We start from the raw sequence: 25,896 nt of genomic DNA, 5'->3' as shown, positions 1-25,896 counted from the left end.
AACCGCTGGCGCATCCGCCGTCATCCCAGCACGATGCGGGCGCCGAGCGCGGCGGCCAGCGCCAGCGGCATCGCCACCGCGCCGATCTTCAGGAACCGCCAGAAGCCGACATCCTCGCCCTCGCGCCGGATCGCCTGCAGCCAGAGGATCGTCGCCAGGCTGCCGGTGATCGACAGATTGGGGCCGAGGTCGACGCCGATCAGCAAGCCATCGACCACCAGTTGCGGCGGCTGGGCCTGCGTGACGGCGGTGCTGGCGACGAGGCCGGCGGGCAGGTTGTTCATCAGGTTGGATGCGAACGCCAGGACGGTACCCGCCACCGCCGACGCCTGCGCAGGATCGGCGGAGGCGGTGCGGATGGCGTCGGCGACGTGGCCGATGACCCCGGTCAGGTTCAGCGCCTCGACCAGCACGAACAGGCCGGCGACGAGCGGCAGCACGCTCCAAGAGATATCCTTGAGGAGCGCGACCGGCGACGATCGGGCGATGGCGCAGACGATCAGTGTCGTGGCGATGCCAGCGATGGCGGTCGGCAGCCCCAATTCGATGTCCAGCGCCGACACGACCAGCAACACGCCGGCGGTGGCGACGATGCCGGCGAACGCCGCCTTGCCGCCCTTGGTCAGGGGCGGCCGTTCGACCGTACTGACGCAAGTGCCCGCCAGCCGCTTGCGCTCCAGCCAGCGCAGCACGAGGAAGGTGACGACGATCGACGCCAGCGACGGCAGCGCGAACGAGGCAAACCATTGGCCGAGCGGCGGCATCTTGCCGCCGTAGAGCACGAGATTGGCCGGGTTGGAGATCGGCAGAACGAAGCTTGCCGCATTGGCGATCAGCGCGCAGGCGAACAGCAAGGGCAACGGATCGGCCTTCGCCTTCTTCGCCGCGGCATAGACGGCGGGCGTCAGCACCACCGCGGTGGCGTCGTTCGACAGGAAGGTGGTGGTGACGATGCCGGTGACGTAGACGAGCGCGAACAGCCGCGCCGTCGATCCCCGTGCATGGATCGCCGCCGTCGCCGCGATCCAGTCGAACAGCCCCTCTGCCCGCGCCACCTCGCTTAGCAGCATCATGCCGATGAGGAACAGATAGACGTCGAGCCCCTTGGCCACCGCGCCCACCGCGCTGGGCAGGGGCATCAGCCCGAACAGCAGCAGCAGTACGGCGCCGGTGACCGCCCAGATCGCCTCCGGCAATCTGAACGGCCGGCCGATCACCGCCGCGGTTGAGGCGGCGCAGATGCCCCAGGTCGCACCCGTCGCGAGGATCACCAATGCCGCCCGTTCTTGTTGGGGCCAAGCTGCGTGCCGTGGATGCCGTGTTCGGGCCAGGCGCCGATGCTGTGGATGTCGCGGCCCGGTGCGATCGGCATGCCGCGCCGCGGGATGTCCCGCTCGCCGCGCACGAGCATGTCGATGGTGTCGCGGTCGCTGCCGACCCCGACGACGATCCGGTGCAGGCCGGCATCGAGTGTGACGGCGGCGGTCCACAGGGCGGTGCCGGCGGTGGGCGTCATCTGCCGCGCGGGGCCGCCGTCTACCGACAGCGTGACGGGGTCGGCGGTGCGGCCGAACAGCTTGGCGACGATCGCGATCTCGCCGGGGCGCGGGACCTGCGCCGGATCGGCGGGGCGCGTCACCAGGCGCACGTCTGCGGGTGCGACGATCTGGGCGAAGGGCCAATCGCCGCCGGTCTCCTTGAACCGCCAGCTGGCAACGCGGTCGTGGATGGTGACAAGCGAGAATCCGGGCCGGCCATCGCCTTCTTCGATCTCTCCGGTCGAGCGCGTGGCGCCGTAGACGACCCGGCCATCGTTGAGCAGTTCGTTATAATGGGTGTGGCCGGTGTCGACGAAGGCGACCCGGGCGTCGGCCAGGATGCGGGCGATGTCCTCGCCATCGGCGACGAGGTCGCCGGGATAGGCGTGCATGAACACGACCGGTGGCTGGCCCTCCGCCTCGGCTCGGGCCAGTTCTTCCAGCAGGCGGTTGCGGTGATGCATCGTCAGTCGGAAATCGGGACCGCCCGCACCCGCCGACACGACGTCGAGGAAGATGCAGCGGTGGCCGGCGATCACCTCCACCTCCGGCCGGTGCGCGGCGGGGAAGGCCGCATCGTACTGCGCCAGGTCGCCGAGTTCGAAATCATGGTCGCCGGGGATGACCCGATAGGGCAGGCGCAACGGCGCGAGCGTATCGGTGATGACGCGATATTGTTCGACCGTCGCATGATTGGCGTTGTCGCCGGGCAGGTAGACGAAATCGGCCGCGTCGCCGACATGGTCGTTGACCTCCGCGACGATCGCGGCGAGCCGATCGCGGCTCTGCCAGCCGTTCGCCTCGTCCATGTGGAGGTCGCCGACATGGACCCAGGTCAGGGTATTGCGGGCGCTCACTTGTGAGTCTCCGGCATGGCGGTGAGATAAAGGACGAAACCGGCGACGGCGATGCCCGCAAGGGTCAGGAACCCGGCGCTGTACCCGGCCCACACGATGATCGACCCGGCCAGCGTCGCGGAGAGCGCGGCGCCCAGCCCGAACACGCTCGACACCACGCCCTGACTGACGTTGAACCGCCCCGAACCCTTGGTAAGGTCCGCGACGATCACCGGGAACAGCGCGCCGAAGATGCCGGCACCGATGCCGTCGAGCGCCTGCACGCCAACCAGCCACCACGGATCGGTGGACATGGTGTAAAGCGCGCCACGCGCGGCGAGGAACCCGAATGCGACCAGGAACATCGGCTTGGTCCCCCAGCGTTCCGTATTGCGCCCGACGACGATCGCGACGGGTACCATCACCAGCTGCGCCGCGACGATGCAGGCCGCGGTCAGCTACGTCGCCTTGTCGGTGCCGACGGTCCGGCCGAGCAGCTGGCTGACCGAGGTGAGCATGGCGGCATTGGCCAGGTGGAAGGTGAAGGCGGCGGCGGCGAAGATCATCAGCGGGCGGTTCGCGACCAAAGTCTTCCACCCGCTCGGTTCCTCGCACCCATCGTCCGGTTCGCAGTCGAGGCCGCGTGCCACCGCATTGTCGATGTCGTCGTTGTTCAACCGGGCGGAGACGATGACGCTGGCGACGGTGAGCGCGGCCATCAGCCAGAACACGACGACCGGGCCGAACGACCAGGCAAGGACGCCGGCGAGCGCGGCCGACACGGCGTTCCCCGCATGGTTGAACGCTTCGTTACGGCCGACGCGCTTGGCGAACAGCTTCGGCCCGACCAGCCCCAGCGTGATTGCGGAGATGGCGGGGGCGAAGATGGCGCCGGCGGCGGCGGCGATCGACTGGGTGATCGTCACCATGGTGAAGCCCGATACTACCGGCAGCGACAGGCTGCTGAGCGTCACCAGCAGCGCCGCGCCGATGACGATCCGCGGCTTGTTCTTCGCCCGGTCGATCAGCCCGCCCGCCGGCGTCTGCGACAGCAGACCGACGATGCCGGCGATGGTCAGCACCAGCCCGACGGTCGCCTCGTTCCAGCCGTGCGAGGGGCCGCGCACCACGAGCAGGTAGATGGCGAGGTACGGACCCAAGCCGTCGCGGACGTCGGCCAGGAAGAAATTGAGCGCGTCCAGCGTCCCGGTGGGCGCGCGCCTGCCATGTTTCTTGCCGTGCGACGGCCGGGTCGTATCGGGCGGAAGCGCCGCAGATGCCATCACGTCTCTCCAGGTCGAAAGGCTGCACGATCAGGTGCTCGGCCGGCGGTAGGGGAAGCCGGGCGAGGCAGGCTGAACGGGGTCGTTCAGGTTCGGTTTACAATCGAAATACGGTCGCGTTGGATGCCGGCATTATCGCGCAATGCCACGCATCAGTTCCGAAACGGACCGGAAATAAAATCGATTGCTTTGACGGACGGACATCCGGGCGTGCACCGCGGCCGTGCGACGGCATCAGTCGTCCCGCCGACCTGGTATCGATGCGATCGGCAGATCCGGTGCAAACGATGGCGTCGATGCCCGGTTGAAGGGGGCGGCAGACACGGGTAAGCGCAGGACCATCATGGGCATCAACCTCAATCCCTTCACCTGGTGGAACGGCGCATCGTGGGGCACCATGCTCTATGGCCTGCGCGGCATGAAGCAGATGGGCACCGACGACCTCGGCAACGTCTATTACGAAGGCGGCAAGGACGGCAGTGGCCGGGTGCGCCGCTGGGTGATCTACGAGGGTGCGAACGATGCCAGCCGCGTGCCGCCGGTCTGGTTCAGCTGGCTGCACCATCATATCGACGACATCCCCGACCGCGCGCTGCCGCCGGTCCGGGCCTGGCAAAAGCCGGCGGTGCCGAACATGACCGGTACCCCGCTCGCCTATCGCCCCTCGGGCTCGCTGGAAAAGGGCGGCAAGCGTGCCGCCGCGACCGGCGATTACGAGGCGTGGACGCCCGAAGGGTGACGAGACGCTGGCTTGCCGCCGGCGTGCTGCTGGTGGCGCTGGTGGCGCTGGTGGTGGCGGGGGTGCTCGGCTACCGCGCGCTGCACCGTGCCGACACGATCGGGCAAGGCGTGGTCGCGCAGGATCTGGCACCCGGTGTCGGCGCCGCCGCCGACACCATCGAGACGGTGGCAGCCAGCGACGTGGCGCTGCCGACCGGCGGCACGCCGATGGCGGAGCGGGTCGCGGTCGTCGGCCTGCTCAACAAGCGCAACGGTGTCAGTCGCGATGTGACGCTGAAACCGGGTCAGGCAGTGCGGGTCGGCGATGCGATCATCCGTCTGCGGGCCTGCGAACATACCGCACCATGGGAACAGGACCAGCTGACCGGCGCCTTCGTGCAGCTCGACGTGCGCGGCAGCGACCGGCATTGGCGACGCGCGTTCTCGGGCTGGCTGTTCAAGGAGCGGCCGGGCCTCAACGTCGTCCAGCACCCGGTCTACGACGTCTGGACCAAGAGCTGCACGATGTCCTGGCCCGCGACGGGGCCCGACACCACCTCGCTCGGCGGGGGTGAGGGAACGAGCCGTTCGAGCGCGAAGAAGTCGCCGGCGGCGGTCGACGACGCAGCCAGCGACGATACGGACGAGCCGGTTCCGCCGTCGAGCGCCCCGGCCAGCAACGCGCAATAATCCGCCCGGTCGATCTCCACCGCGCCCAGCGAGGCGAGGTGGGGCGTCTGGAACTGGCAATCGAGCAGCTCGAACCCGCCCGCCTTCAACCGCGCGACCAGCCAGGCGAGTGCGACCTTTGACGCATCGGTGCGACGGCTGACCATCGATTCCCCAAAGAACGCCCGGCCGAGCGCCAGGCCGTACAGCCCGCCGACCAGCTCCTCGCCTTCCCAGCATTCGATCGAATGCGCGAATCCCAGCCGGTGAAGTGTGGTGAACACCCGCTCGATATCGCTGTTGATCCAGGTTTCGGGCCGGTCCTCGGCGCTTTCCGCGCACAGCTGGATCATCCGCTCGAACGCGGTATCGGCGGTGACGCGGAAGCGGTCGCGGGTGATCGTCTTGCGCAACGATTTCGACAGCCGAAAGCCGTCGATCGGCAGGATCGCGCGGGTGCGCGGTTCCACCCAATAGACGCTGCCCGCGTCGCGGTGGTCGGCCATCGGGAACACGCCCACCGCATAGGCCCCAAGCACGAGTTGCGGGTCGAGCATCGCCATCGTCCGGTGAACGTGGCGTCGCCATGCGATATTGGCAAGCGCAGCGGACCGCGCATGCCGTCGCTTGACGGCGGACGGCCAGCGAATCGGGTGATGTAGGGAGTCTCCGCCGGGGACCTTCAGGCGACCCGTCGCTCGATCGCCCTCCACAGGTCCGCGAACGCACCCGCTGCGGCCGATCGCGGCGCGAAGGTAGCTACCGGCGCGCGATGATCGGCCATCGATTCGACAGTGCTCGCCATCGGGATCGTCGGCCAATCGGGTCGCGCGGCCACCGCATCGGCGTGCAGGCGGCGACGACGGTCGACCATCGTGTACACCGGCAGCACCGGCACCTTGCCGCCCAGGTGGCGCAGCACCTCGTCCGCCGCGCGCTGTGCCAGCGGCGACGGGATCACGGGCAGGACGATGAGGTCGGCGGCGCGGATCACCTGTTCGCTGGTCTCGGTCAGGCCGGGGGGGCAGTCGAGCAGGACATGGTCGTAATCGCCGATCCGCTCGATCAGCCGGCCGAGCCGGCGGCGCTTGCCGATGTCGTGCAGCAGCAGGTCGAGGTCGCGCAGCGAGGTATCGGCGGGGATCAGGTCGAGACCCGCGACGGTGGTCGGCTGCGCATGTGCCGATACCTTGCTGTCCTTGGTGAACATCGCGCGGGCCTGGTCGCCCGCCGGCGTCCGGCCCAGCATCCAGCTGCTCGCCGCCTGCGGGTCGAGGTCCCACAAGGCGGTGCGCCGCCGCGACAGCGTGGCCGCGCACCAGGCCAGGTTGACCGCCAGCGTCGTCTTGCCGACGCCGCCCTTCGAACTGTAGATCGCGATCGTTGCCATGCGCGCGATCGTACCGGTCCGGTCGCGATGCGGCAATGCGGCGGCGGGCCGACTAGGCCTGGTCAGCAAAAAGGCCGGCGGATCGCTCCACCGGCCATCGTCATGCTGGGAAAGTATCCGTTACGACTTGCAGGTCTGCGACGGCTTGCCGGGCTGGGTGACGGTGATGTTCGACGCGTTGCCGGTCAGCTTCCAGCCTTCCGCGGTGAGCGGGTCGCCGGCCTTTTCGGCGGTCAGGCGGTTGACGGTGCCGGTCGGGCTGGTCTTCACGAACGCCTGCTTGTCGCCGTTGAACAGCGTGACGTAGAGCAGGCTATTGTCCTTGCAGCGGAACGTCTTGTCGGCCTTGATCGACGGCGGCAGTTCGACCGGCGCGCGATTGGCAAGCTCGGTCGCCATCGGATCTGGGTTCGAATCCAGAACGTCGGGCTGTGCCGGTTTGGAGTTGCAGGCAGCCAGCGCGAACAGCGCGGCGGTGGCGGAGAGGAGGAAGGGGCTCTTCATAGCGGCGCGACGCTTCGCGCATGCGGCACGGAGCGTCAAGGCGAATGGCCCATTGATTTGAGACTGCGTCGCAAAATGCGGTGAATGGCGATGCGAACTTTGCCGCCACGAAGCGCAGCTTCGCTTGCCGCTGGCGGTAGCGCGCGCCATCTAGCGCTTATGCATACGATTCCCGACACGCTGGCCCTCATCGGCAACACGCCCCTCGTCCGCCTCAAGGGGCCGAGCGAGGCGACCGGATGCGACATCTTCGGCAAATGCGAATTCGCCAATCCCGGTGCCTCTGTAAAGGACCGGGCGGCGCTGTCGATCGTCGAGGATGCGGAGGCGCGGGGCGTGCTCCATCCCGGCGGCACGATCGTCGAGGGCACGGCGGGCAACACCGGCATCGGCCTGGCGCTGGTCGCCAACGCCAAGGGGTACCGGACGATCATCGTCATGCCGGAAACGCAGAGCCGGGAAAAGATGGACACGCTGCGCGCGCTCGGCGCCGAACTGGTGCTGGTGCCGGCCGCGCCTTATGCCAGCCCCTGCCACTTCGTGCACACCAGCCGCCGCATCGCCGAAGAGCGCGACAACGCGATCTGGGCAAACCAGTTCGACAACGTCGCCAATCGCCGTGCGCATATCGTCGGCACCGCCGAGGAGATCTGGCAGCAGATGGACGGGCGGATCGACGGTTTCACCTGCGCGGCCGGCACCGGCGGCACGATCGCGGGTGTCGGGCTGGGGCTGAAGGCCAAGGACGAGGGCGTGTGCATCGCGCTCAGCGATCCGCACGGCGCCGCCCTCTACGAATATTACGCTCATGGTGAATTGCGGTCCGAGGGCTCGTCGGTAGCGGAGGGCATCGGGCAGGGGCGCATCACCGCCAATCTGGAAGGGGCGCCGATCGATACCCAGTTCCGCATCTCGGATCAGGAGGGGTATCGATGGGTGCGACGACTGCTCGACGAAGAGGGGCTGTGCCTGGGCCTGTCGTCCGGCATCAACGTCGCCGGCGCGGTGCAGCTGGCGCGGCACCTGGGGCCGAGGAAGCGGATCGCGACGATCCTGTGCGATACCGGCTTCCGCTATCTCTCGTCGCTGTACGATCCCGAGTGGCGGGCGGCGAAGGGACTGTCCTGATTCGTTCTGTTGGGGTGCATTCGACAAACGGATGACGAAGCGTTACAGCCGTGCGGCAAGATGAGAGCCGTGCGAGACACTCACCAGACGATGCAACGGATCAAGGTCGGCGTGATCGGCCTAGTCGCCGTCGTGCTGCTGATCGCGGTCGCCAGCGCCATCCTCGGATCCGCTACCCGTGAACGACCGATCGCCACCGCCGGATCGGCCAAGGCGGACGTCGTCGCCGACATCGCAATGACCAACGCCAGCGCGGCGGCCGCGTCCGACAGTTCGGGCGAGCCGCTCGCCGAACTGGGCGTCGCGCCCTCCACCAGCAATACGCAGGCAGCGAAATGAGTCCCGTCCGGGGAAATCCGGGGATCGCCTCGTACGCGGGCTGCGAAACCGCGCATCGCCGCCGTCTTGCCGATGGCGCATCACTTCCGAAACAAGGACAATCTCCGCCCGGTTAGCCTGACTTTGGGTGTGATTTCCCCGGCTGTCCCCAAATATCCCGTTGCGTCCCTAAGTCGCTGTTGATACCAAAGGGTAACAACGGGGCAGGCATCACCGTTTGCGTTTTGCAAAGGGCCGGAAGGGTGGCGAAAAGCCGCTTTTTCGAACGGTGGGCCGTGCGCGTCAGGGTGCGAGACGGGCGTGTCGGAAAGGGGCGATTATCAGGGAAGCGGACTTGCTCTTGTCGATGACAAGGGGCGGGTCGCCATCCCCAACGCGTTGCGCCACACGCTTGCCGAGAATGCGCCGCGTGCCGACGGCAAGGACGGCGGCACCGTCATCATCGCCGCGCACGAGGACCAGCCCTGCCTTATCGCCTATGACCCTGCCTATATCGCCGAACTGAAGCGTGAATTGAACGAGCGGGTCGCGCTGTCGCGTGGCGCCGACGGCAAGGTCGATCACAACATCAAGCGGGGCGGCGCCAATGGCGAAGCGGTGCCGTTCGATGGCTCCGGCCGCTTCATCATGCCTGGCTTTCCGCGCTTCTACGCCAATATCGGCGCGCACGCCTTCTTCTGGGGCACGCTCGACTATATCGAGATCTGGGACCCCGCGACGCTGCTCGCCACGCCCGGCATCGCGCCGCAGATGGTCGCTGCCTGCCGCTATTATTGCCAGGACAAGGGTATCGCGCTGTGACCGGTAGCGGCGCCGCGGCACCTCATATCCCCGTGCTGCTCGACGAGGTGATCGCCGCGCTCGCCCCCGCCCCGGGCGAGCGGATCGTCGATGCGACCTTCGGCGCCGGCGGCTACACGCGTGCGATCCTCGCGACCGGTGCGCAGGTGATCGCGTTCGATCGCGATCCCGATGCGATCCGGGCCGGCCGCGATGCGCACATCGCCGGCCTGACGCTGGTGCACAGCGACTTTTCGGCATTGGAGGCGGCGCTCGATGGTCCTGTCGACGGGCTGACGATGGATATCGGCGTCTCCTCGATGCAACTCGACCAGGCGGAGCGCGGCTTTTCGTTCCAGTTCGATGGTCCGCTCGACATGCGAATGGCGCAGGAAGGGCCGAGCGCCGCCGACTTCGTCAACGAAGCGGATGAGGAGGCGATCGCCGACGTCCTCTATCATTATGGTGACGAGCCCAAGTCGCGCCGCGTCGCGCGCGCGATCGTCGCCGCACGCCCACTGACCCGCACGGCGGAACTGGCGCATGTCGTTCGCAAGGCTCTTGGCCACCGCCCGCACGACAAGAAGGACCCGGCGACGCGGACCTTCCAGGCGATCCGCATCCACGTGAATCGCGAACTTGGCGAACTGGCCGACGGCCTGGCCGCGGCCGAACGTGCGCTGAAGCCCGGCGGCCGTCTTGCCATCGTCACCTTCCACAGTCTCGAAGACCGGCTGGTCAAGCGCTTCCTGCGCGACCGGTCGGGCAACGCCCCGGGCGGTTCGCGGCACGTGCCGCAGGCGGGGGTGGGGCGTCCACCGAGTTTCCAGAAGGTCGGTCGCGGCGTGCGCGCCGGCGAGGCCGAGGTGGCGCGCAACCCGCGTGCCCGATCGGCGACCCTGCGAACGGCAGTGAGAACGGCGGCCCCCGCTTGGGGCGACAACGACTTGGCGGAGGTGACATCATGACGGCGGCGTATCGGTTGAAGGGGATCGGGTGGTTCGGTGGCTGCGTCGCCATCGTCCTCGGTTTCTACCTGGTTTCGCTGCAGGTCGCTGCCGAGCGCAAGAAGCTGGAGGGCATGGATCGCAAGATCGATGCCGCCCAGCGCGATATCCGCGCGCTGGAGACGGAGTTCGAGACGCGCGCCAACCTCGCCCAGCTCGAAAAGTGGAACGGCGAGACGCTGGCGCTGGCGGCGCCGGTCGCCGGCCAGTTCGTCACCGACGAAACCGCGCTCGCCAGCCTCGACGTGACGCAGGTCGGGATCGGGCAACCGGGCGTGCAGACCGCCGCGCTGGTCGTGCCGTCGCTGGCCACGGCGGCAATTCCGGCGCCCACCGCCGCGCCGGCGGCGACGCCCGCCGTGGTCCAGGTCGCGGCCGCCATGCCCACCGCCAAGCGCGCCGTCATCAAGGTCGCCGCGATCGAGAAGAGCGCGCCGATGCTCGCCAAGCTGAACGAGGCGGCGCGCGCGACCGCCGCGGTCGCCAAGGTCCGCCCGCAGGCGGTGGCGATGCTCGACAGGAAGCTCCTGTCTGACACCACGCTCGGCGACATCCTCAGCAGCGCGCGCGCGGAGGCCCGCAAGCGTTGACCGTCATCGTCGCCCGTCCGGTTCCGCAGCGGCGCAACGCCACCCAGCGGCATGCGCTGGTGGCGACGTCGCATATGCGCCTGATGATGCTGATGCTGCTGTTCGCGGCGGCGGTGACGTTGGTGATCGGCCGGCTGGCGATGCTGGGTGTCATGTCGGGCGGCGAGGCGGAAGCGCGCGTGGCGGCGCTCGCCGCGCGCGGCGATATCGTCGATCGCAACGGCGCGCCGCTCGCGCGGACGATCGATGCCTGGACGATCGCGGTTCACCCCCGCAAAATCATCGGTGACAAGATGGAGATCGCCAGCCGCCTCGCCGCGCTGATGCCCGACCGCGGCGACCAGGCGTGGTTCTACGGGCAGCTGACGCGCAACGTCAGCTTCGTCTACCTGCAGCGTCGCGCGAGCCCCGCGCTGGTTGAGCAGGTCAATGCGATCGGTGAACCCGCGCTCGTCTTCGCCCGCGAAACGCAGCGCCTGTACCCGCAATCGACGATGGCGAGCCACGCGCTCGGCTTTCTGTCGACCGACGGCCACGGCATGAGCGGTATGGAGCGCGTGCTCGACGAGCGGCTGCTCGATCCGACCAAGGCGGGACAACCGGTCGCCCTGTCGCTCGACACCCGCGTGCAGGCGGCGCTGGAGAGCGAACTCGGCCGTGCGATGGGAACGTTTTCCGCGCGCGGTGCGGGCGGGATCGTGCTCGACGTCGATACCGGCGAGGTGATCGCGATGGTCTCGCTGCCGACGTTCAACCCCAATCGCGTCGGCATGGCGGGCAGCGAGGAACTGCGCAACATCACCACGCAGAGCGTGTTCGAACTGGGTTCGACGTTCAAGCCGATCACGATGGCGACCGCGATGGACACCGGCGTGGTGACGTCGATGGCGCGCCGGTTCGATGCGACGCATCCGCTGAAGGTCGGCGGCTATACCATCCATGACGAACGCGGCGATCCCAAGCGCTGGCTCAACATGGCCGAAACGCTGATCTATTCGTCCAACATCGCGACCGCGCGCGTCGCCGACGAAATCGGACCGCAGCGCATGCAGGCGATGTTCCGCAAGCTCGGCTTCGATACCAAGCCCGACATCGAACTGCGCGAGAAGGGGCGGCCGCTGATGCCGACCTATTGGGCGCGGACGACGACGATGACGACCGCCTACGGCCACGGCATCGCGGTGACGCCGCTGCATCTCGCCAGCGCCTATGCCGCATTGGTCAACGGCGGCGTCTGGCGGCCGGCGACGCTGCTGAAGGTTGCGCCCGGTCACGCGCCCGTTGGCCGGCGGGTCATCCGCGAGGAGACGAGCGCGCGGATGCGTCAGATGCTGCGGCTGATCGTGATGCGCGGCACCGGGCGCAAGGGCGACGCGCCGGGCTATCGCGTCGGCGGCAAGACGGGTACGGCAGAGGCTGCGGTGGCGGGCGGGTACGATCGGTCGCGCAACGTCGCCACCTTCGCCGCGGCCTTCCCGATGGACCGGCCGCGTTATGTCGTGCTGGCGATGCTCGATTCGCCGCTGGGAACGAAGGAGACTGGCGGGTGGAAAACCGCTGCGTGGAACGCCGCACCGGTCGTTGGGCGGACGATCAGCCGGGTCGGTGCGATGCTGGGCGTCGTGCCCGACGCGACGCGCGACATCGACGTGTCCGACATCCTGCCGACCCTGTGGCAGGACCCGAGCCGTACGCAGCCGACCGGTCAGTGAGCGTGGCGCCATGAAGCTGGGGACGTTGACCGGCGGCGGCGAAGACGCCGGCGTCACCGGGTTCGCGATCGATCATCGCAAGGTCGCGCCGGGAACGGTGTTCGGCGCCTTTCAGGGCGTGCGCGTGAACGGCGAGGATTATATTGCCGAGGCGGTGCGGTCCGGCGCGGTGGCCGTCGTGGTCCGGCCCGGTATCGCGGTGGACGGCGCGGTGGCGATCCATGCCGAAAACCCGCGCGAACGGTTCGCGCAGCTGGCGGCACGGTTCTTCGCGCCATTTCCGGCGACGGCGGTGGCGGTGACCGGCACCAACGGCAAGACCTCCACCGTCGAGATGACGCGGCAATTGTGGCGGATGGCGGGCCAGCATGCCGCATCGATCGGCACGCTGGGCGTCACCACCGCCGATGAACGCGTGACGACCGGCCTGACCACGCCCGATGTCGTCACCTTCCTGTCCAACGTCGCCGGCCTCGCACGCGAAGGGGTCACCCACCTCGCGTTCGAAGCGTCGAGCCACGGCCTGGTCCAATACCGGACGGAGGGGCTGAACGTGGTCGCCGCGGCGTTCACCAACCTGTCACGCGACCATCTCGACTATCATGGCGACATGGGCGCCTATCTGACCGCCAAGCTGCGCCTGTTTTCCGAGGTGCTGAGCCCGGAGGGGACCGCCGTCGTCTGGGCGGACGATGTCGAAAGCGCACGCGTGATCGACCTTGCGCAGGCGCGGGGCAACCGGCTGGTGACGGTCGGCGAACGGGGACAGACGTTGCGTCTGGTGGGGCGCGACCCCACCCTGCTCGGTCAGGGTCTGACGATCAAGGCCGACGGGCAGACGCATCGTGTGACGCTGCCGTTGATCGGCGGCTATCAGGCGGCGAACGCGCTGGTCGCGGCGGGGCTGGTCATCGCCACGGGCGGCGATGTCGGCCGGACGATCGCCGATCTTGCCAGGCTGCAACCGGTGCGCGGGCGGCTGGAACGTGCGGCGATCACCGCTTCGGGGGCGCCGGTCTACGTCGATTACGCGCATACGCCCGACGCGCTGGAGGCGGCCATCGCCGCCCTGAAGCCGCATGCCGGCGGCCGGCTGATCGTTGTCTTCGGCGCCGGCGGCGACCGCGATGTCGGCAAGCGTGAGACCATGGGGCAGGTCGCGCAGATGCAGGCCGACCTCGCCATCGTCACCGACGACAATCCCCGCACCGAAGATCCCGCGACGATCCGCGCCGCCATCCTGAAGGGCGCACCCCATGCCCGCGAGATCGGCGATCGCCGCGAAGCGATCGGCGTCGCGGTGCGCGAAGCGGGGCCGCAGGATATCGTCCTCATCGCCGGCAAGGGCCACGAACAGGGCCAGATCGTGGGCGACATGGAACTGCCGTTCGATGACGTGAGCGTCGCGCGGGAATGCGCGGCATGAGCCCCGGTCGGCAATTCTCCCTTGTGCCGGGGAGGCATTGATGCCGCTCTGGACCGCTGCGGAGATCGCCGCGGCCACCAACGGTACCGCCTCGGCGGATTTCGCCGTCGACGGCGTCGCGTTCGACAGCCGCGAAGTCGGCGCGAGCGACCTTTTCATCGCGCTGACCGGCGACAGCACCGATGGCCATCGCTTCCTGCCGCAGGCGTTCGAACAGGGCGCGGCCGGCGCCATCGTCTCCGCCGACACGCCGCACCCGCACGTCGGTGTCGCCGACACGTTCGCCGCTCTCAACGACCTTGGCCGGGCGGCGCGTGCGCGTATGGCGGGCACCGTCATCGGTGTCACCGGCTCGGTCGGCAAGACCAGCGCCAAGGAAGCGCTGTTCGCCGCGCTCGATCGTTCGCTGCCCGATCGGGTGCATCGCTCGGTCAAGAGCTACAACAACCATACCGGCGTGCCGCTCAGCCTTGCCCGCATGCCGCGGGATACGACGATCGGCGTGTTCGAAATGGGGATGAACCATGCCGGCGAGCTCAGCGAACTGACCCGGCTCGTCCGCCCGCACATTGCGATCGTCACCGCGATCGCCCCCGCCCATACTGCGTTCTTCCCCGACGAAAGCGCCATCGCCGATGCCAAGGGCGAAATCTTCCGCGGCTTGGAACCCGGCGGCACGGCCATCGTCCCCTATGACAGCCCGCACCGTGACCGCCTGATCGCCGCCGCCGCGCCTCATGCGGCGCGCACCGTCACCTTCGGCCTCGACAAGAACGCCGACGTCCGTGCGATCGAGGCGATGCGCCTGCCCTCGGGGGCGTCGTTCGTCACCGCAAAGCTCGGTGACCGCGAATTGTCCTTCACGCTGTCGCAGCCTGGCATGCACTGGGTGTCGAACGCCCTCGCCGTGCTCGCCGCAGTCGATGCTGCGGGTGCGGACCTCGTCCGCGCCGGCCTTGCACTTGCCGAAATGGGTGGGCTCGCGGGGCGGGGCGCACGCTTCGTCGCGACCGCCGGCGGCGGTGACATGCTGGTCATCGACGAAAGCTATAATGCCAACCCCGCATCGATGCGGGCGACGCTGGCGGTGCTGGCCGAGGAGCCGGGCCGCCATGTCGCCGTGTTGGGCGAAATGCGCGAACTCGGCGATGCCTCCGCGGATTATCACGCCGGCCTTGCCGGCCCCATCCTCGCCGCGCGCGTCGAAACGGCGCTGCTGGTCGGTGAAGCGATGGCGCCGCTGGTGCAGGCCCTTGAGGGGCGGGTCGAAGTCATGCATGTGGCCGACGCTGCGACCGCGCTCGGCCGGCTGAAGGATCTGGCGCGCGCCGGTGACGCGGTACTTGTCAAAGGATCCAACGGAGTCGGGTTGTCGCGGGTTGTCGCGGGACTTGTCGATTCCAGTGCTGGCGATCGCTGATCGCATGGGGGGCGAAACGTAATGCTGTATTGGATCGCCGAGCACCTGGGCTTCACCGGGTTGCTGAACCTCATCCGCTACCAGTCGTTCCGGACCGGTGCGGCGGTGGCGACCGCGCTGCTCATCGGCCTCATCATCGGTCCGCGCTTCATCGGCTGGTTGCGTGTCCGTCAGGGCAAGGGACAGCCGATCCGCGCCGATGGACCGCAGACCCATCTCGCCAAGCGCGGCACGCCGACCATGGGCGGACTGATGATCCTGACCAGCATGGCGCTGGCGATTCTGATCTGGATGGACCTGTCGAACCCCTATGTGTGGTCGTGCCTGTTTGTGACTCTGGGCTTCGGTGCGATCGGCTTCATGGATGATTACGACAAGGTGCGCAAAGCGAGCACCGCCGGCGTCTCCGGCCGGACCCGGCTGCTGCTGGAATTCGCCATCGCCGGCATCGCATCGTGGATCATCATGGGGCAGAACGGGCCGCATCTGTATCTGCCGTTCACCGACCGCATGTACCTCGATCTCGGCTATTTCTTCCCGATCTTCGCGGCGTTCACGATCGTCGCGTTCGGCAATGCGGTGAACCTGACCGATGGCCTCGACGGCCTTGCGACGATGCCGGTCATCATCGCCAGCGTCGCGTTCATGCTGATCGTGTATCTCGCCGGCAACGTGAAGTTTGCGACCTATCTCGGCATCCCCCATGTGCCCGGTGCGGGCGAACTGGCGATCTTCTGCGGTGCCGTCGTCGGTGCCGGCCTCGCCTTCCTGTGGTTCAACGCGCCCCCGGCCGCCGTGTTCATGGGCGACACCGGCAGCCTCGCGCTGGGCGGTGCGCTCGGCACGATCGCGGTCGTGGCGCATCACGAGATCGTGCTCGGCATCGTCGGCGGCCTGTTCGTTGCCGAGGCGATGTCGGTTATTATTCAGGTGTTCTTCTACAAGCGCACCGGCAAGCGCGTGTTCCGCATGGCGCCGATCCACCATCATTTCGAACAATTGGGCTGGAGCGAGCCGACCGTCGTCATCCGTTTCTGGATCATCAGCCTCGTGCTGGCGCTCGCCGGCCTGTCGACGTTGAAGTTGCGGTGATCGGCTCGACCGCCTTTGCGGGCCGGCGCTATGCGGTCCTCGGCCTCGCCCGCTCCGGCCTCGCGACGGTGCGTGCCTTGGCGAAGAGCGGGGCGCACGTCGTGGCATGGGACAGCGATCCGGCTGCGCGCGCGCGGGCGGCAGGCATCGACGGCGTCATCGTTCATGACATCGCCAAACTGAACCTGGATGGGGCCGCGGCGCTGGTCGTGTCTCCCGGCGTGCCGCTCAACACGCATCCGCTGGTCGCACGGGCGCGGACTGCGGGCATCGCGATCATCGGCGATATCGAACTGTTCGCCCAGGCACGCTCCGAACTGCCGCCGCACAAGGTCGTGGGCATCACCGGTACCAACGGCAAGTCGACCACAACCGCACTCGTCCATCACATCCTGAGGACTGCGGGCGTCCCGACGCTGATGGGGGGCAACATCGGCCTGCCGATCCTGGAACAGGCCCCGCTCGCGGCGGGCGGCGTCTATGTCCTCGAACTGTCCAGTTACCAGCTCGATCTGACCCGGACCCTCGATTGCGAGGTTGCTGTGTTGCTTAACCTCACCCCCGACCATCTCGATCGCTATGACGGGTTCGAAGGTTATGCCGCGTCCAAGGCGCGGCTGTTTGCAATGCAGTCGCCCACCCACGACGCCGTCGTCGGTATCGGCGATACACCGTCCGCGCAGATCGCCCGCAGCCTGTCGGCCCGCGGCGAACACCTGACCAAGATCGCGCCCGGCGTGTGCATGGACCAGTCGCGCTGGCCGGCGCTGCAAGGCCCGCACAACGCCCAGAACGCGCTCGCCGCCATCGCCGCGGTAAAGGCGCTGGGCGTGTCGGAGGCCGATATCGACCGCGGCCTCGCCAGCTTCACCGGCCTGCCGCACCGGATGGAGACGGTTGCCGTCCGCAACGGCGTCACCTTCGTCGACGACAGCAAGGCGACCAATCCCGAAAGCGCCGCGCCCGCACTCGGTGCGTTCGACCGGGTCCACTGGATCGTCGGCGGCAAACGCAAGGGCGACGACCTCGACGCCTGTGCGCCCTATTTCGGGTCCGTGGTCGCCGCCTATACGATCGGCGAGGCGGGTCCGCTGTTCCGCGACCTGCTAACCGGCCGCGTCCCTGTCGTGCAGGAAGCGGGCGACCTCGTCACCGCGCTCGCCCATGCCGCCGCCGCGGCGCGCGACGGAGATGTGGTGCTGTTGTCGCCGGCCTGTGCTAGCTTCGACCAGTTCCGCGATTACGAGGATCGCGGAGCCGCATTCCGGGCTGCGGTGGAGGCCCTGCCATGACGGGCGCGAGCATGACCGATACCCCGCGCGATACGCTGACCGCCGCCCAGCGCGATACGCTGATCGCGAAGGTGAAGCGGCGCGGCGGACGCGGCGACAGCTCGCCGCTCGGCACGTGGTTCTGGGACATCGACCGGATGCTCCTGCTGCTCACGCTGTTCCTTATCGCGATCGGTCTGATCGCGGTGGCGGCGGCGAGTCCGGCGACGGCGGTCCGCTATTCGGGCGAGCATCACAAATTCACCGCGCTCTATTATTTCTGGCGCCAGCTGATCTGGGTTGGGGTGTCGCTGCCGGTGTTGTTTGGCGTCTCAATGCTGCCGGTGCCGCTCGCGCGGCGGCTGGCGCTGGTGGGCGCGGGCGTGCTGATCGTCTGCCTCGCGCTGACGCCGTTCGTAGGCAACAGCATCAACGGCGCGCGGCGCTGGATCGGCTATGGCTTCGCCTCGTTCCAGCCGTCCGAGTTCCTGAAGCCGCTGTTCATCGTCACCGTCGCCTGGCTGCTGTCGCTGAAGGCAAAGGACCCGGAACTGCCGACGGTGCTCATTACCGGCGCGATGACCGGGATGATCGCGGTGCTGCTGATGCTCCAGCCGGACTTCGGCCAGACCGTTATCTTCTGCACCGTATGGATGGCGCTGCTGATGATCGCTGGTACGCCGATGCGCGTGCTCGGTGCGATCGTCGGCATGGTCCCGGTCGGCCTCGTCGCGGCGTACATGTTCTACGGCACCGCTCGCAACCGCATCGACGCCTTCCTGTTCCCGGGCGTGGAGGGAGAGGGGGCCAGCGACCATTTCCAGACCAACGCGGCGCATGCGACGATCACCAGCGGCGGCTGGACCGGCACCGGCCCCGGCGGCGGCACCGCCAAGTTCGGCCTGCCCGAGGCGCATACCGACTATATCTATTCGGTGATCGGCGAGGAATTCGGCCTGATCGCCTGTGCCATCATCGCACTGGTGTTCCTCGCGATCGTCGTGCGCGTGTTCGTCAAGCTGCTGGACGAACAGGATGAATTCAAGCTGCTCGCCGCCTCTGGCCTGGCGGTGCAGTTCGGCGCGCAGGCCTTGGTGTCGATGGCGGTCAACACCGGCCTTGCACCGTCCAAGGGGATGACGCTGCCGTTCATCAGCTATGGCGGATCGTCGATGATCGCGCTGTCGATCGGGATGGGATTGCTGCTGGCGTTCACGCGCCGCAACCCGTTCCTGACGCGCAGTCCGTATGTCGTGAGATGGGGTTCGAATTGAGCAAGCATTACGTCCTCGCCGCCGGCGGCACGGGCGGACACATGGTGCCCGCGGCGGCGCTGGCGGAGGAGCTGACCCGGCGCGGCCATCGCGTCGCGCTGGTCAGCGACGCTCGCGGCGTGCGTTTCCCCGGCCTGTTCGCTGAAGGGCCGGGCGGCATCCAGACCCACGTGTTGCCCGCCGGCCGCTTCCAGGTGAAAAAGCCGCTGGGATGGGCCTCGGCGGTGCGCGAGATGGTGCGCGGCCGCGCGATGGCGCGCGAATTGTACCGCACGTTCAAGCCCGCCGCGGTCATCGGCTTCGGCGGCTATCCGGCGATGCCGGCGCTGCTCGCGGCCTTCGCCGACAAGATCCCGACCGCGGTGCACGAACAGAATGCCGTCCTCGGCCGGGTGAACCGACTGGTCGCCGGCCGCGTCGGCGCGATCGCCACCTCGTACAAGGCCACCGAACGGCTGGCCGCGAAGCATGAAGGCAAGGTCCACCTCGTCGGCAATCCGGTGCGCGATGCGGTGCTCGCCCTGCGCGCGAAGCCCTATCCGCTGCTGGAGGAGGACGGCATCTTCCGCGTCCTCGTCACCGGCGGTAGCCAGGGCGCGAGCATCCTCAGCCAGGTCGTCCCCGACGGCCTCGCCATGCTGCCCGTCACCTTCCGCCGCCGGCTGCAGGTGACGCACCAGGCACGGATCGAGGATATCGACGCGGTCCGCGCCAAATATGCGGAACATCAGATCCCGGCCGAACTCGCCACCTATCTGCCCGACATGCCCGAACAGCTCGCCTGGGCGCATCTGGTGATCGCCCGCGCCGGCGCCTCGACCATCGCCGAACTGACCGCCGCGGGCCGCCCCGCGATCCTCGTGCCGCTGCCCGGCGCGACCGACGATCACCAGACCGTCAACGCGCGCGAGATCACCAAAGCGGGCGGCGCACGCACGATCCCGCAGCCCGAATTCACCGCCGTGGAGCTGGCCAAGCAGATGCAGAAACTGGGCCTCGACCCTGCCGCCCTCGAAAATGCCGCCAGCCGCGCCATGAGCGTCGGCCGCCCGAATGCGGTCAGCGATCTTGCCGACCTGGTCGAAAGCCTCGATTCTCCGGTATCGCGCCTGCCGGTCGGCAAGTCGGTGCAGAAGGCGGCCTACGCATGAGGGCGCCGACATCCCTACGTTCCGTATCGTGGAGCGACGGCCAGTGATCCGGGGCATCGGCGTCGCGACCGATATCGGCCCGATCCACTTCGTGGGCATCGGCGGCATCGGCATGTCGGGCATCGCCGAGGTGATGAAGAACCTCGGCTACACCGTGCAGGGCTCCGACGTCGCCGAAGGCTATGTCGTGCAGGGCCTGCGCGACAAGGGGATCGCGGTGACGATCGGCCATGCCGCCGCCAACGTCGCCGATGCGGCCGTGGTGGTCACCTCCACCGCGATCACCCGCACCAATCCGGAGGTGGAGGCGGCGCTGGAACGGCGCATTCCCGTCGTCCGCCGGGCCGAGATGCTCGCCGAGCTGATGCGCCTCAAATCCACCGTCGCGGTGGCCGGCACCCACGGCAAGACCACGACGACGTCGATGGTGGCGGCGCTGCTCGATGCGGGCGGCGTCGACCCGACCGTGATCAACGGCGGCATCATCAACAGCTACGGCAGCAACGCGCGCCTCGGCGCCAGCGACTGGATGGTGGTCGAGGCGGACGAGAGCGACGGCAGCTTCCTGCGCCTCGACGGCACGATCGCGGTCGTCACCAACATCGATCCCGAACACCTCGACCATTACGGTTCGTTCGATGCCGTGAAGGACGCGTTCGTCGAATTCGTCGAAAACGTCCCCTTCTACGGCGCGGCGCTGCTTTGCCTCGACCATCCGGAGGTGCAGAACATCCTGCCGCGGGTCCGCGACCGGCGCGTCGTCACCTACGGCTTTTCGGCGCAGGCCGATATCCGCGGCGTGAACGTCACGCCGGTGCCGGGCGGCAACCGCTTCGAATGTATCGTGCGGGAACGCGACGGCACCAGCCGCTCGATCGAGGGGATCGAACTGCCGATGCCCGGCCGTCACAACGTGCAGAACGCGCTCGCCGCGATCGGCGTGGCGCTCGAACTCGGCATTCCCGATGCGACGATCCAGCAGGGCTTTTCCGCGTTCGGAGGGGTCAAGCGGCGCTTCACCAGGGTCGGCGAGGTGGCGTTCGACACCGGCACGGCGACGATCATCGACGATTACGGCCATCATCCGGTCGAGATCCGCGCCGTCCTCGCCGCTGCCCGCGAAGGCGCGCGGGGCAGGGTGATCGCAGTCGTACAGCCGCACCGCTTCACCCGGCTCGGCAATCTGATGGAGGACTTCCAGACCGCGTTCAACGACGCCGACCGCGTGCTCGTCACCCCGGTCTATGCGGCGGGCGAAGCACCGATCGAGGGCGTCGATGCACAGGCGCTGGTCGACGGGCTCAAGCGTCGCGGCCATCGTTCCGCCGCGACCGTCGCCGATGCCGACGCGCTCGCGAACGAACTCGCCGCGACGATCCAGTCCGACGACATGATCGTGTGCCTGGGCGCGGGCGATATCACGAAATGGGCGGCGGGCCTCGCCGTAGCGATCGGAGAGCGGCGATGAACGACTGGTTCGATGCGAGCGTGAAACTGCAGAAGCAGATGCTCGATGCGCAGCGCAAGGCACTCGACGCCGGCGGCCATGCTGTCGGCGCGGGCGAGGCGATGGTGCAGGCGCAGGAGGCGATGGCACATGCGCAGGACGCGACGCGCAAGGCGGCCGAAGCGAACCTTGCCGCATTCCAGGCGTGGACGCGACTATGGGGCGTCGGCCCTTGGTAGACGCCGGGATCATGGCGCTGCCCGACGTTCGCGGTCGCCTGACGAAGGGTGCGCCGCTGGCGCCGCTCGTCTGGTTCAAGGCGGGCGGCGCGGCGCAATGGCTGTTCGAACCGAAGGATGCCGACGACCTGTCCGCTTTCCTGCGTGGCCTCGATCCTGAGATGCCGGTGATGGCACTCGGCCTGGGGTCCAACCTGATCGTCCGCGACGGCGGCGTACCCGGCATCGTGGTCCGACTGGGCAAGGCGTTCGCGCAGGTCGACCGGGTCGATGCGACGACGCTGCGCTGCGGCGGCGGGGCGAGCGGTATCCTCGTATCCTCGACCGCGCGCGACGCCGGTATCGGTGGTGTCGAATTCCTGCGCTCCATTCCCGGTACCGTCGGCGGCTTCGTGCGGATGAATGGCGGCGCTTATGGTCGCGAGGTGCGGGACGTGCTGGTCGCCTGCGACGTCGTGCTGCGCTCGGGCGAGCGGCGCACGCTGGACGTGGCCGACCTAGGCTATACCTATCGCCATAGCGCGTTGCCGCCGGGCGCGGTGGTGATCGCGGCCACATTCCGCGGCCACGCCGCCGATCCCGCGGCGATCGGCGCGGAGATGGACCGAATCGCCGCCGAGCGCGAGGCGTCGCAACCGCTGCGTTCTAAGACGGGCGGATCGACCTTCAAGAACCCCGACGGGCACAAGGCATGGGCGTTGATCGACGCCGCCGGCTGTCGCGGCCTGACCCGCGGTGATGCGCAGGTGTCCGAAAAACATTGCAATTTCCTGCTCAACCTCGGCACCGCCACCGCTGCGGATATCGAAGCGCTGGGTGAAGAGGTACGCGACAAGGTGAAGGCGCAGTCTGGCGTGACATTGGAATGGGAAATCCAGCGCGTGGGCGTGCCGGCATGAGCGGGCTGCACATCGTCGTCCTGATGGGCGGCTGGTCGGCGGAGCGTCCCGTCTCGCTCCTGTCGGGCAACGGCTGCGCCGATGCGCTCGAAAGCCTCGGCCATCGCGTGACGCGCATCGACATGGGTCGCGACGTCGCCGCACGCCTTGCCTCCGCGCAGCCCGATCTCGTCTTCAACGCCCTGCACGGCTCGCCGGGCGAGGATGGCAGCGTGCAGGGCATGCTCGACCTGATGGGCATCCCTTATACCCATTCCGGTCTCGCCACCTCGGTGATCGCGATCGACAAGGTGCTGACCAAGCAGGTGCTCGTCCCCGCCGGCATTCCCATGCCCGGTGGCCGCATCGTCAGGTCGGCGGACATCCACGACCGCGATCCGCTCCAGCGGCCCTATGTGCTGAAGCCGATCAACGAAGGATCGTCGGTCGGTGTCGCGATCGTCACCGACGACGGCAATTACGGCAACCCGATCGGCCGCGACGTGAAGGGCCCGTGGCAGGAATTCGACGAACTGCTCGCCGAACCCTATGTCCGCGGCCGTGAACTCACCACCGCCGTGCTCGGCGATTGTGCGCTCGGTGTTACCGAACTGAAGCCCAGGAACGGCTGGTACGATTTCGACGCGAAATATACCGATGGACTGACCGAGCACGTCTGCCCGGCCGATATTCCCGATCGCATCGCCGATGCCTGCAAATCGCTCGCGCTCGAAGCGCATCGTCTGCTGGGTTGCAAGGGCGCGAGCCGTTCCGACTTCCGCTGGGATGACGAACGCGACGTCGACGGCCTGTTCCTGCTCGAGGTCAACACCCAGCCGGGCATGACCCCCTTGAGCCTCGTGCCCGAACAGGCGAAGCATATCGGCATGAGCTATGCCGAACTGGTCCAGGCGATCGTGGACGAGGCGCTCGCCGACGCGAAGGCGAGGGCGGGATGAGCCGCACGATCAAGCGCGGGCCGCCGCCCAAGCGCCCCGGCGCACGGCGCAAGCAACCCGTGCGCAAGGTCGGCCTGTTCGAACGTGCGATCGGCGCGATGCCGGTCAGCGAGGACACGATCCGCAAGGCGGCGACCTGGACGATCACCGGCGGCGGCATTGCGCTGGCGCTGGCGGCGGTGACCTGGATCGGCATTCCCGGCATGATCGGCAGCGCCATCGCCGAAGGGGCGGGGCAGGCGGGCTTCCGCGTCGAGCAGATCGAGGTCACCGGCCTCAAGCGGATGGACCGGATGAGCGTCTACGCCGTCGCGCTCGATCAGCAGAGCCGGGCGATGCCGCTCGTCGATCTGGAGGCGGTGCGTCAGAAGCTGCTGCGCTATGGCTGGATCGCCGATGCGCATGTATCGCGCCGGCTGCCCGATACGTTGCTGGTCGACATCGTCGAACGGACGCCGGCGGCGGTATGGCAGGACAATGGCCAGCTGACGCTGATCGACAAGGACGGGATCCTGCTGGAACCGGTGCGTGCCGACGCCATCCCCGATCTGCCGCTGGTGATCGGACCGGGCGCGGACCGGCAGGAACCGGGCTATCAGGCGCTGCTCGCCGCCGCACCGGCGCTGAAGCCGCGGGTGAAGGCCGCGACCTGGATCGGCAATCGCCGCTGGGACCTTACCTTCGACAGCGGCGAGACGCTGGCGCTGCCCGAGGATGGCGCGCCCGGTGCGCTGCTCAAATTCGCGGAACTGGATGGTGCCCGGCCGTTGCTGGGGCGCGGCTGGATCCGCTTCGACATGCGCGATCCGAGCAAGTTGGTCGCGCGCAAGCCGGGGGCGAGCATGGCGCATAACGTGCCGGACCCGAGCGAGGTGGCGACGCCGCCGTCGTCCAGTGACGGCGCGGGCACGCAAACGGGGGCAGAGGGCTGATGGCGAAGGTTGCACCGGAAGGGCTGATCACGGCGCTCGATATCGGGTCGTCGAAGGTGTCGGCGATGATCGCGCAAAAGGGTGACGGGGGCGAGTTGATCGTGCTCGGCACCGGCCAGCGCGAAAGCCGCGGGGTGAAACGCGGCTATATCGCCGACATGGCGGCGACCGAGGCGGCGGTGCGCGAGGCGGTGGAGCAGGCGGAACGGATCGCGGGCATCAACATCGAGAACGTCTGGGTCGGCTTTTCCGCCGGTGGCCTTGTCAGCGACGTCGCGGAGGTGGAGTTCGAGCTGGGCGGTCATCGCGTCGAGCAGCAGGATATCGACGCACTGCTCGCGGCGGGCCGCAATTCGATCGATCCGCAGGGGCGGATGGTGCTGCATGCGCAACCGGCGCTGTATACTTTGGATGGGCTGACCGGCGTCAAGAAGCCGCTCGGCCTGCATGCCGATCGCCTCGGCGTTCACATCCACGTCGTTGCCGCGGACGGATCGCCGGTGCGCAACCTCGATCTGTGCGTGCGCTCGGCGCATCTGGAGGTGAAGTCGATCATCGCCTCGCCGGTCGCGACGGGTCTTGCCTGCCTGTCGGACGAAGAGCGCGAACTGGGCGTCGCGCTGGTCGAGATCGGCGCGGGGATCACCAACGTATCGCTGTTCGCCGGCGGCATGCTGGTCGGCCTGTGCTCGATCCCGATGGGCGGGCAGGACATCACCGACGACATCGCCTCCGCCTTCGGCACCCGCCGGGCGCAGGCGGAGCGGATGAAATGCTTCCACGGCTCGGCCAATGCATCGCCGCGCGACAATCACGAGATGATCCCGGTGATGCCGATCGCCGCCGAGGACGACGTGCACGGCGGCATGCAGATCACCAAGGCGCAGCTGATCGGTATCGTCCGGCAGCGGCTGGAACATCAGATGGACGAGGTCCGCAAGGCGCTGGCACATCTGAAGTTCGAAGGGCCGGTCGGCCGCCAGGTCGTGCTGACCGGCGGCGGTGCCGAGCTGAAGGGGATCGCCGATTACGCGCAGCAGGCGCTCGGCCGTTCGGTGCGGATCGGCCGGCCCCGGGGCCTGACCGCCCTGCCGGAGGCGCATGGTGGGCCGGCGTTCGCCACCCTGGCGGGCCTCGCCTTCTACGCGGCGACCGATCCGATCGATCTGCGCGGCGTGGCGCCGCAGCAAACCACCGTTCATCGCCAGAAGGGTATGGGCATGGTGCGCAAGCTGATCCAGGCGGCGCGCGCGAATTATTGAGCTTTGGTGACGGCCCGCACCGTTTTCTGTGGAACGTTGCGAGTCGTTG

Annotated in this window: 26 protein-coding genes and 1 pseudogene; 20 read left to right on the top strand and 7 right to left on the bottom strand. The window is 68.2% G+C overall.

What is annotated here, in order from left to right; genetic code table 11:
- Nucleotides 1–20: 20 nt before the first annotated feature.
- The 4 genes from GTH33_RS16910 to GTH33_RS16900 are packed head-to-tail and all read right to left on the bottom strand — an operon-like array spanning nucleotide 21 to nucleotide 3,657.
- On the bottom strand, nucleotides 21–1,271 hold the full coding sequence (locus GTH33_RS16910; protein WP_163959403.1) for an arsenic transporter: 1,251 nt from the start codon (nucleotides 1,269–1,271) through the stop codon (nucleotides 21–23).
- The gene (locus GTH33_RS16905) at nucleotides 1,268–2,395 is read right to left on the bottom strand and encodes a metallophosphoesterase family protein (RefSeq protein WP_249054937.1); all 1,128 of its coding nucleotides are present in this window, start codon (nucleotides 2,393–2,395) and stop codon (nucleotides 1,268–1,270) included. Before GTH33_RS16905 ends, GTH33_RS16910 begins: the two co-directional genes overlap by 4 nt.
- Nucleotides 2,392–2,796: an MFS transporter gene (locus tag GTH33_RS18470; RefSeq protein WP_243848193.1), complete on the bottom strand. Its 405-nt coding sequence runs from the start codon at nucleotides 2,794–2,796 to the stop codon at nucleotides 2,392–2,394. The genes GTH33_RS16905 and GTH33_RS18470 overlap by 4 nt, the downstream gene beginning before the upstream one ends.
- Before the next feature lie 36 nt (nucleotides 2,797–2,832).
- On the bottom strand, nucleotides 2,833–3,657 hold the full coding sequence (locus GTH33_RS16900; RefSeq protein WP_243848145.1) for an MFS transporter: 825 nt from the start codon (nucleotides 3,655–3,657) through the stop codon (nucleotides 2,833–2,835).
- Between the two features lie 343 nt (nucleotides 3,658–4,000).
- Here GTH33_RS16900 and GTH33_RS16895 point away from each other — a divergent pair, with 343 nt between their 5' ends.
- Nucleotides 4,001–4,396 (top strand): NADH:ubiquinone oxidoreductase subunit NDUFA12, encoded by a 396-nt coding sequence (locus tag GTH33_RS16895; RefSeq protein WP_163959402.1) that lies wholly within the window; start codon nucleotides 4,001–4,003, stop codon nucleotides 4,394–4,396.
- 209 nt (nucleotides 4,397–4,605) lie between these two features.
- A pseudogene (locus tag GTH33_RS16890) lies at nucleotides 4,606–4,839 on the top strand (DUF2155 domain-containing protein); the annotation flags it as partial.
- Nucleotides 4,840–4,874: 35 nt separating this feature from the next.
- Here the strand turns inward: GTH33_RS16890 and aat are convergent.
- The 3 genes from aat to GTH33_RS16875 all read right to left on the bottom strand — a co-directional run bounded on the left by aat (nucleotide 4,875) and on the right by GTH33_RS16875 (nucleotide 6,940).
- Entirely contained in the window at nucleotides 4,875–5,609 is a 735-nt protein-coding gene (gene aat / locus GTH33_RS16885; RefSeq protein WP_163959401.1) for a leucyl/phenylalanyl-tRNA--protein transferase, read from the bottom strand.
- A gap of 119 nt (nucleotides 5,610–5,728) precedes the next feature.
- Nucleotides 5,729–6,436, bottom strand: coding sequence for a ParA family protein (locus GTH33_RS16880; RefSeq protein ID WP_163959400.1), 708 nt, complete (start codon nucleotides 6,434–6,436; stop codon nucleotides 5,729–5,731).
- A gap of 120 nt (nucleotides 6,437–6,556) precedes the next feature.
- On the bottom strand, nucleotides 6,557–6,940 hold the full coding sequence (locus GTH33_RS16875; RefSeq protein WP_163959399.1) for a hypothetical protein: 384 nt from the start codon (nucleotides 6,938–6,940) through the stop codon (nucleotides 6,557–6,559).
- A 159-nt stretch (nucleotides 6,941–7,099) separates the two neighbouring features.
- On the opposite strand from GTH33_RS16875, the gene GTH33_RS16870 reads away from it, so the two are divergent.
- The 18 genes from GTH33_RS16870 (at nucleotide 7,100) to ftsA (ending at nucleotide 25,847) form a co-directional block, all read left to right on the top strand.
- Nucleotides 7,100–8,068 (top strand): cysteine synthase A, encoded by a 969-nt coding sequence (locus tag GTH33_RS16870; protein ID WP_163959398.1) that lies wholly within the window; start codon nucleotides 7,100–7,102, stop codon nucleotides 8,066–8,068.
- A gap of 69 nt (nucleotides 8,069–8,137) precedes the next feature.
- The gene (locus GTH33_RS16865; protein ID WP_420853526.1) at nucleotides 8,138–8,407 is read left to right on the top strand and encodes a hypothetical protein; all 270 of its coding nucleotides are present in this window, start codon (nucleotides 8,138–8,140) and stop codon (nucleotides 8,405–8,407) included.
- A 300-nt stretch (nucleotides 8,408–8,707) separates the two neighbouring features.
- A complete protein-coding gene (locus GTH33_RS16860) occupies nucleotides 8,708–9,208 on the top strand; it encodes a division/cell wall cluster transcriptional repressor MraZ (protein WP_163959397.1) in 501 nt (166 codons plus the stop codon).
- Nucleotides 9,205–10,155 (top strand): 16S rRNA (cytosine(1402)-N(4))-methyltransferase RsmH, encoded by a 951-nt coding sequence (gene rsmH / locus GTH33_RS16855; protein WP_166753067.1) that lies wholly within the window; start codon nucleotides 9,205–9,207, stop codon nucleotides 10,153–10,155. The genes GTH33_RS16860 and rsmH overlap by 4 nt, the downstream gene beginning before the upstream one ends.
- Nucleotides 10,152–10,784, top strand: coding sequence for a hypothetical protein (locus tag GTH33_RS16850; RefSeq protein ID WP_163959396.1), 633 nt, complete (start codon nucleotides 10,152–10,154; stop codon nucleotides 10,782–10,784). Before rsmH ends, GTH33_RS16850 begins: the two co-directional genes overlap by 4 nt.
- The gene (locus GTH33_RS16845; RefSeq protein ID WP_163959395.1) at nucleotides 10,781–12,496 is read left to right on the top strand and encodes a peptidoglycan D,D-transpeptidase FtsI family protein; all 1,716 of its coding nucleotides are present in this window, start codon (nucleotides 10,781–10,783) and stop codon (nucleotides 12,494–12,496) included. Before GTH33_RS16850 ends, GTH33_RS16845 begins: the two co-directional genes overlap by 4 nt.
- Nucleotides 12,497–12,506: 10 nt before the next feature.
- A complete protein-coding gene (locus GTH33_RS16840) occupies nucleotides 12,507–13,922 on the top strand; it encodes a UDP-N-acetylmuramoyl-L-alanyl-D-glutamate--2,6-diaminopimelate ligase (RefSeq protein ID WP_163959394.1) in 1,416 nt (471 codons plus the stop codon).
- Between the two features lie 40 nt (nucleotides 13,923–13,962).
- Nucleotides 13,963–15,342 carry a UDP-N-acetylmuramoyl-tripeptide--D-alanyl-D-alanine ligase gene (locus GTH33_RS16835; RefSeq protein ID WP_163959393.1) on the top strand — a complete coding sequence of 460 codons (1,380 nt, stop codon included), beginning with the start codon at nucleotides 13,963–13,965 and terminating at the stop codon, nucleotides 15,340–15,342.
- A gap of 21 nt (nucleotides 15,343–15,363) precedes the next feature.
- Nucleotides 15,364–16,434, top strand: a complete 1,071-nt coding sequence (gene mraY / locus GTH33_RS16830; RefSeq protein WP_163959392.1) for a phospho-N-acetylmuramoyl-pentapeptide-transferase — start codon at nucleotides 15,364–15,366, stop codon at nucleotides 16,432–16,434.
- Nucleotides 16,431–17,726, top strand: a complete 1,296-nt coding sequence (gene murD / locus GTH33_RS16825) for a UDP-N-acetylmuramoyl-L-alanine--D-glutamate ligase (protein ID WP_163959391.1) — start codon at nucleotides 16,431–16,433, stop codon at nucleotides 17,724–17,726. Before mraY ends, murD begins: the two co-directional genes overlap by 4 nt.
- An 11-nt stretch (nucleotides 17,727–17,737) precedes the next feature.
- Complete coding sequence (locus GTH33_RS16820; protein WP_163959390.1) at nucleotides 17,738–18,979, top strand: FtsW/RodA/SpoVE family cell cycle protein; 1,242 nt, start codon at nucleotides 17,738–17,740, stop codon at nucleotides 18,977–18,979.
- Complete coding sequence (murG, locus tag GTH33_RS16815; protein ID WP_163959389.1) at nucleotides 18,964–20,130, top strand: undecaprenyldiphospho-muramoylpentapeptide beta-N-acetylglucosaminyltransferase; 1,167 nt, start codon at nucleotides 18,964–18,966, stop codon at nucleotides 20,128–20,130. Before GTH33_RS16820 ends, murG begins: the two co-directional genes overlap by 16 nt.
- Nucleotides 20,131–20,242: 112 nt before the next feature.
- Complete coding sequence (gene murC / locus GTH33_RS16810; protein WP_243848191.1) at nucleotides 20,243–21,598, top strand: UDP-N-acetylmuramate--L-alanine ligase; 1,356 nt, start codon at nucleotides 20,243–20,245, stop codon at nucleotides 21,596–21,598.
- Entirely contained in the window at nucleotides 21,595–21,816 is a 222-nt protein-coding gene (locus GTH33_RS16805) for a hypothetical protein (protein ID WP_243848143.1), read from the top strand. The genes murC and GTH33_RS16805 overlap by 4 nt, the downstream gene beginning before the upstream one ends.
- A complete protein-coding gene (murB, locus tag GTH33_RS16800) occupies nucleotides 21,795–22,715 on the top strand; it encodes a UDP-N-acetylmuramate dehydrogenase (RefSeq protein ID WP_208403896.1) in 921 nt (306 codons plus the stop codon). The genes GTH33_RS16805 and murB overlap by 22 nt, the downstream gene beginning before the upstream one ends.
- On the top strand, nucleotides 22,712–23,653 hold the full coding sequence (locus tag GTH33_RS16795; RefSeq protein WP_208403895.1) for a D-alanine--D-alanine ligase: 942 nt from the start codon (nucleotides 22,712–22,714) through the stop codon (nucleotides 23,651–23,653). Before murB ends, GTH33_RS16795 begins: the two co-directional genes overlap by 4 nt.
- The gene (locus tag GTH33_RS16790; protein ID WP_163959386.1) at nucleotides 23,650–24,585 is read left to right on the top strand and encodes a cell division protein FtsQ/DivIB; all 936 of its coding nucleotides are present in this window, start codon (nucleotides 23,650–23,652) and stop codon (nucleotides 24,583–24,585) included. The genes GTH33_RS16795 and GTH33_RS16790 overlap by 4 nt, the downstream gene beginning before the upstream one ends.
- Nucleotides 24,585–25,847, top strand: coding sequence for a cell division protein FtsA (ftsA, locus tag GTH33_RS16785; protein WP_163959385.1), 1,263 nt, complete (start codon nucleotides 24,585–24,587; stop codon nucleotides 25,845–25,847). The genes GTH33_RS16790 and ftsA overlap by 1 nt, the downstream gene beginning before the upstream one ends.
- Nucleotides 25,848–25,896: the final 49 nt, after the last annotated feature.

Source organism: Sphingomonas insulae, assembly GCF_010450875.1.
GTDB classification, from domain to species: Bacteria; Pseudomonadota; Alphaproteobacteria; order Sphingomonadales; family Sphingomonadaceae; genus Sphingomonas; species Sphingomonas insulae.
This window is presented reverse-complemented; position numbering and strand designations above follow the sequence as displayed.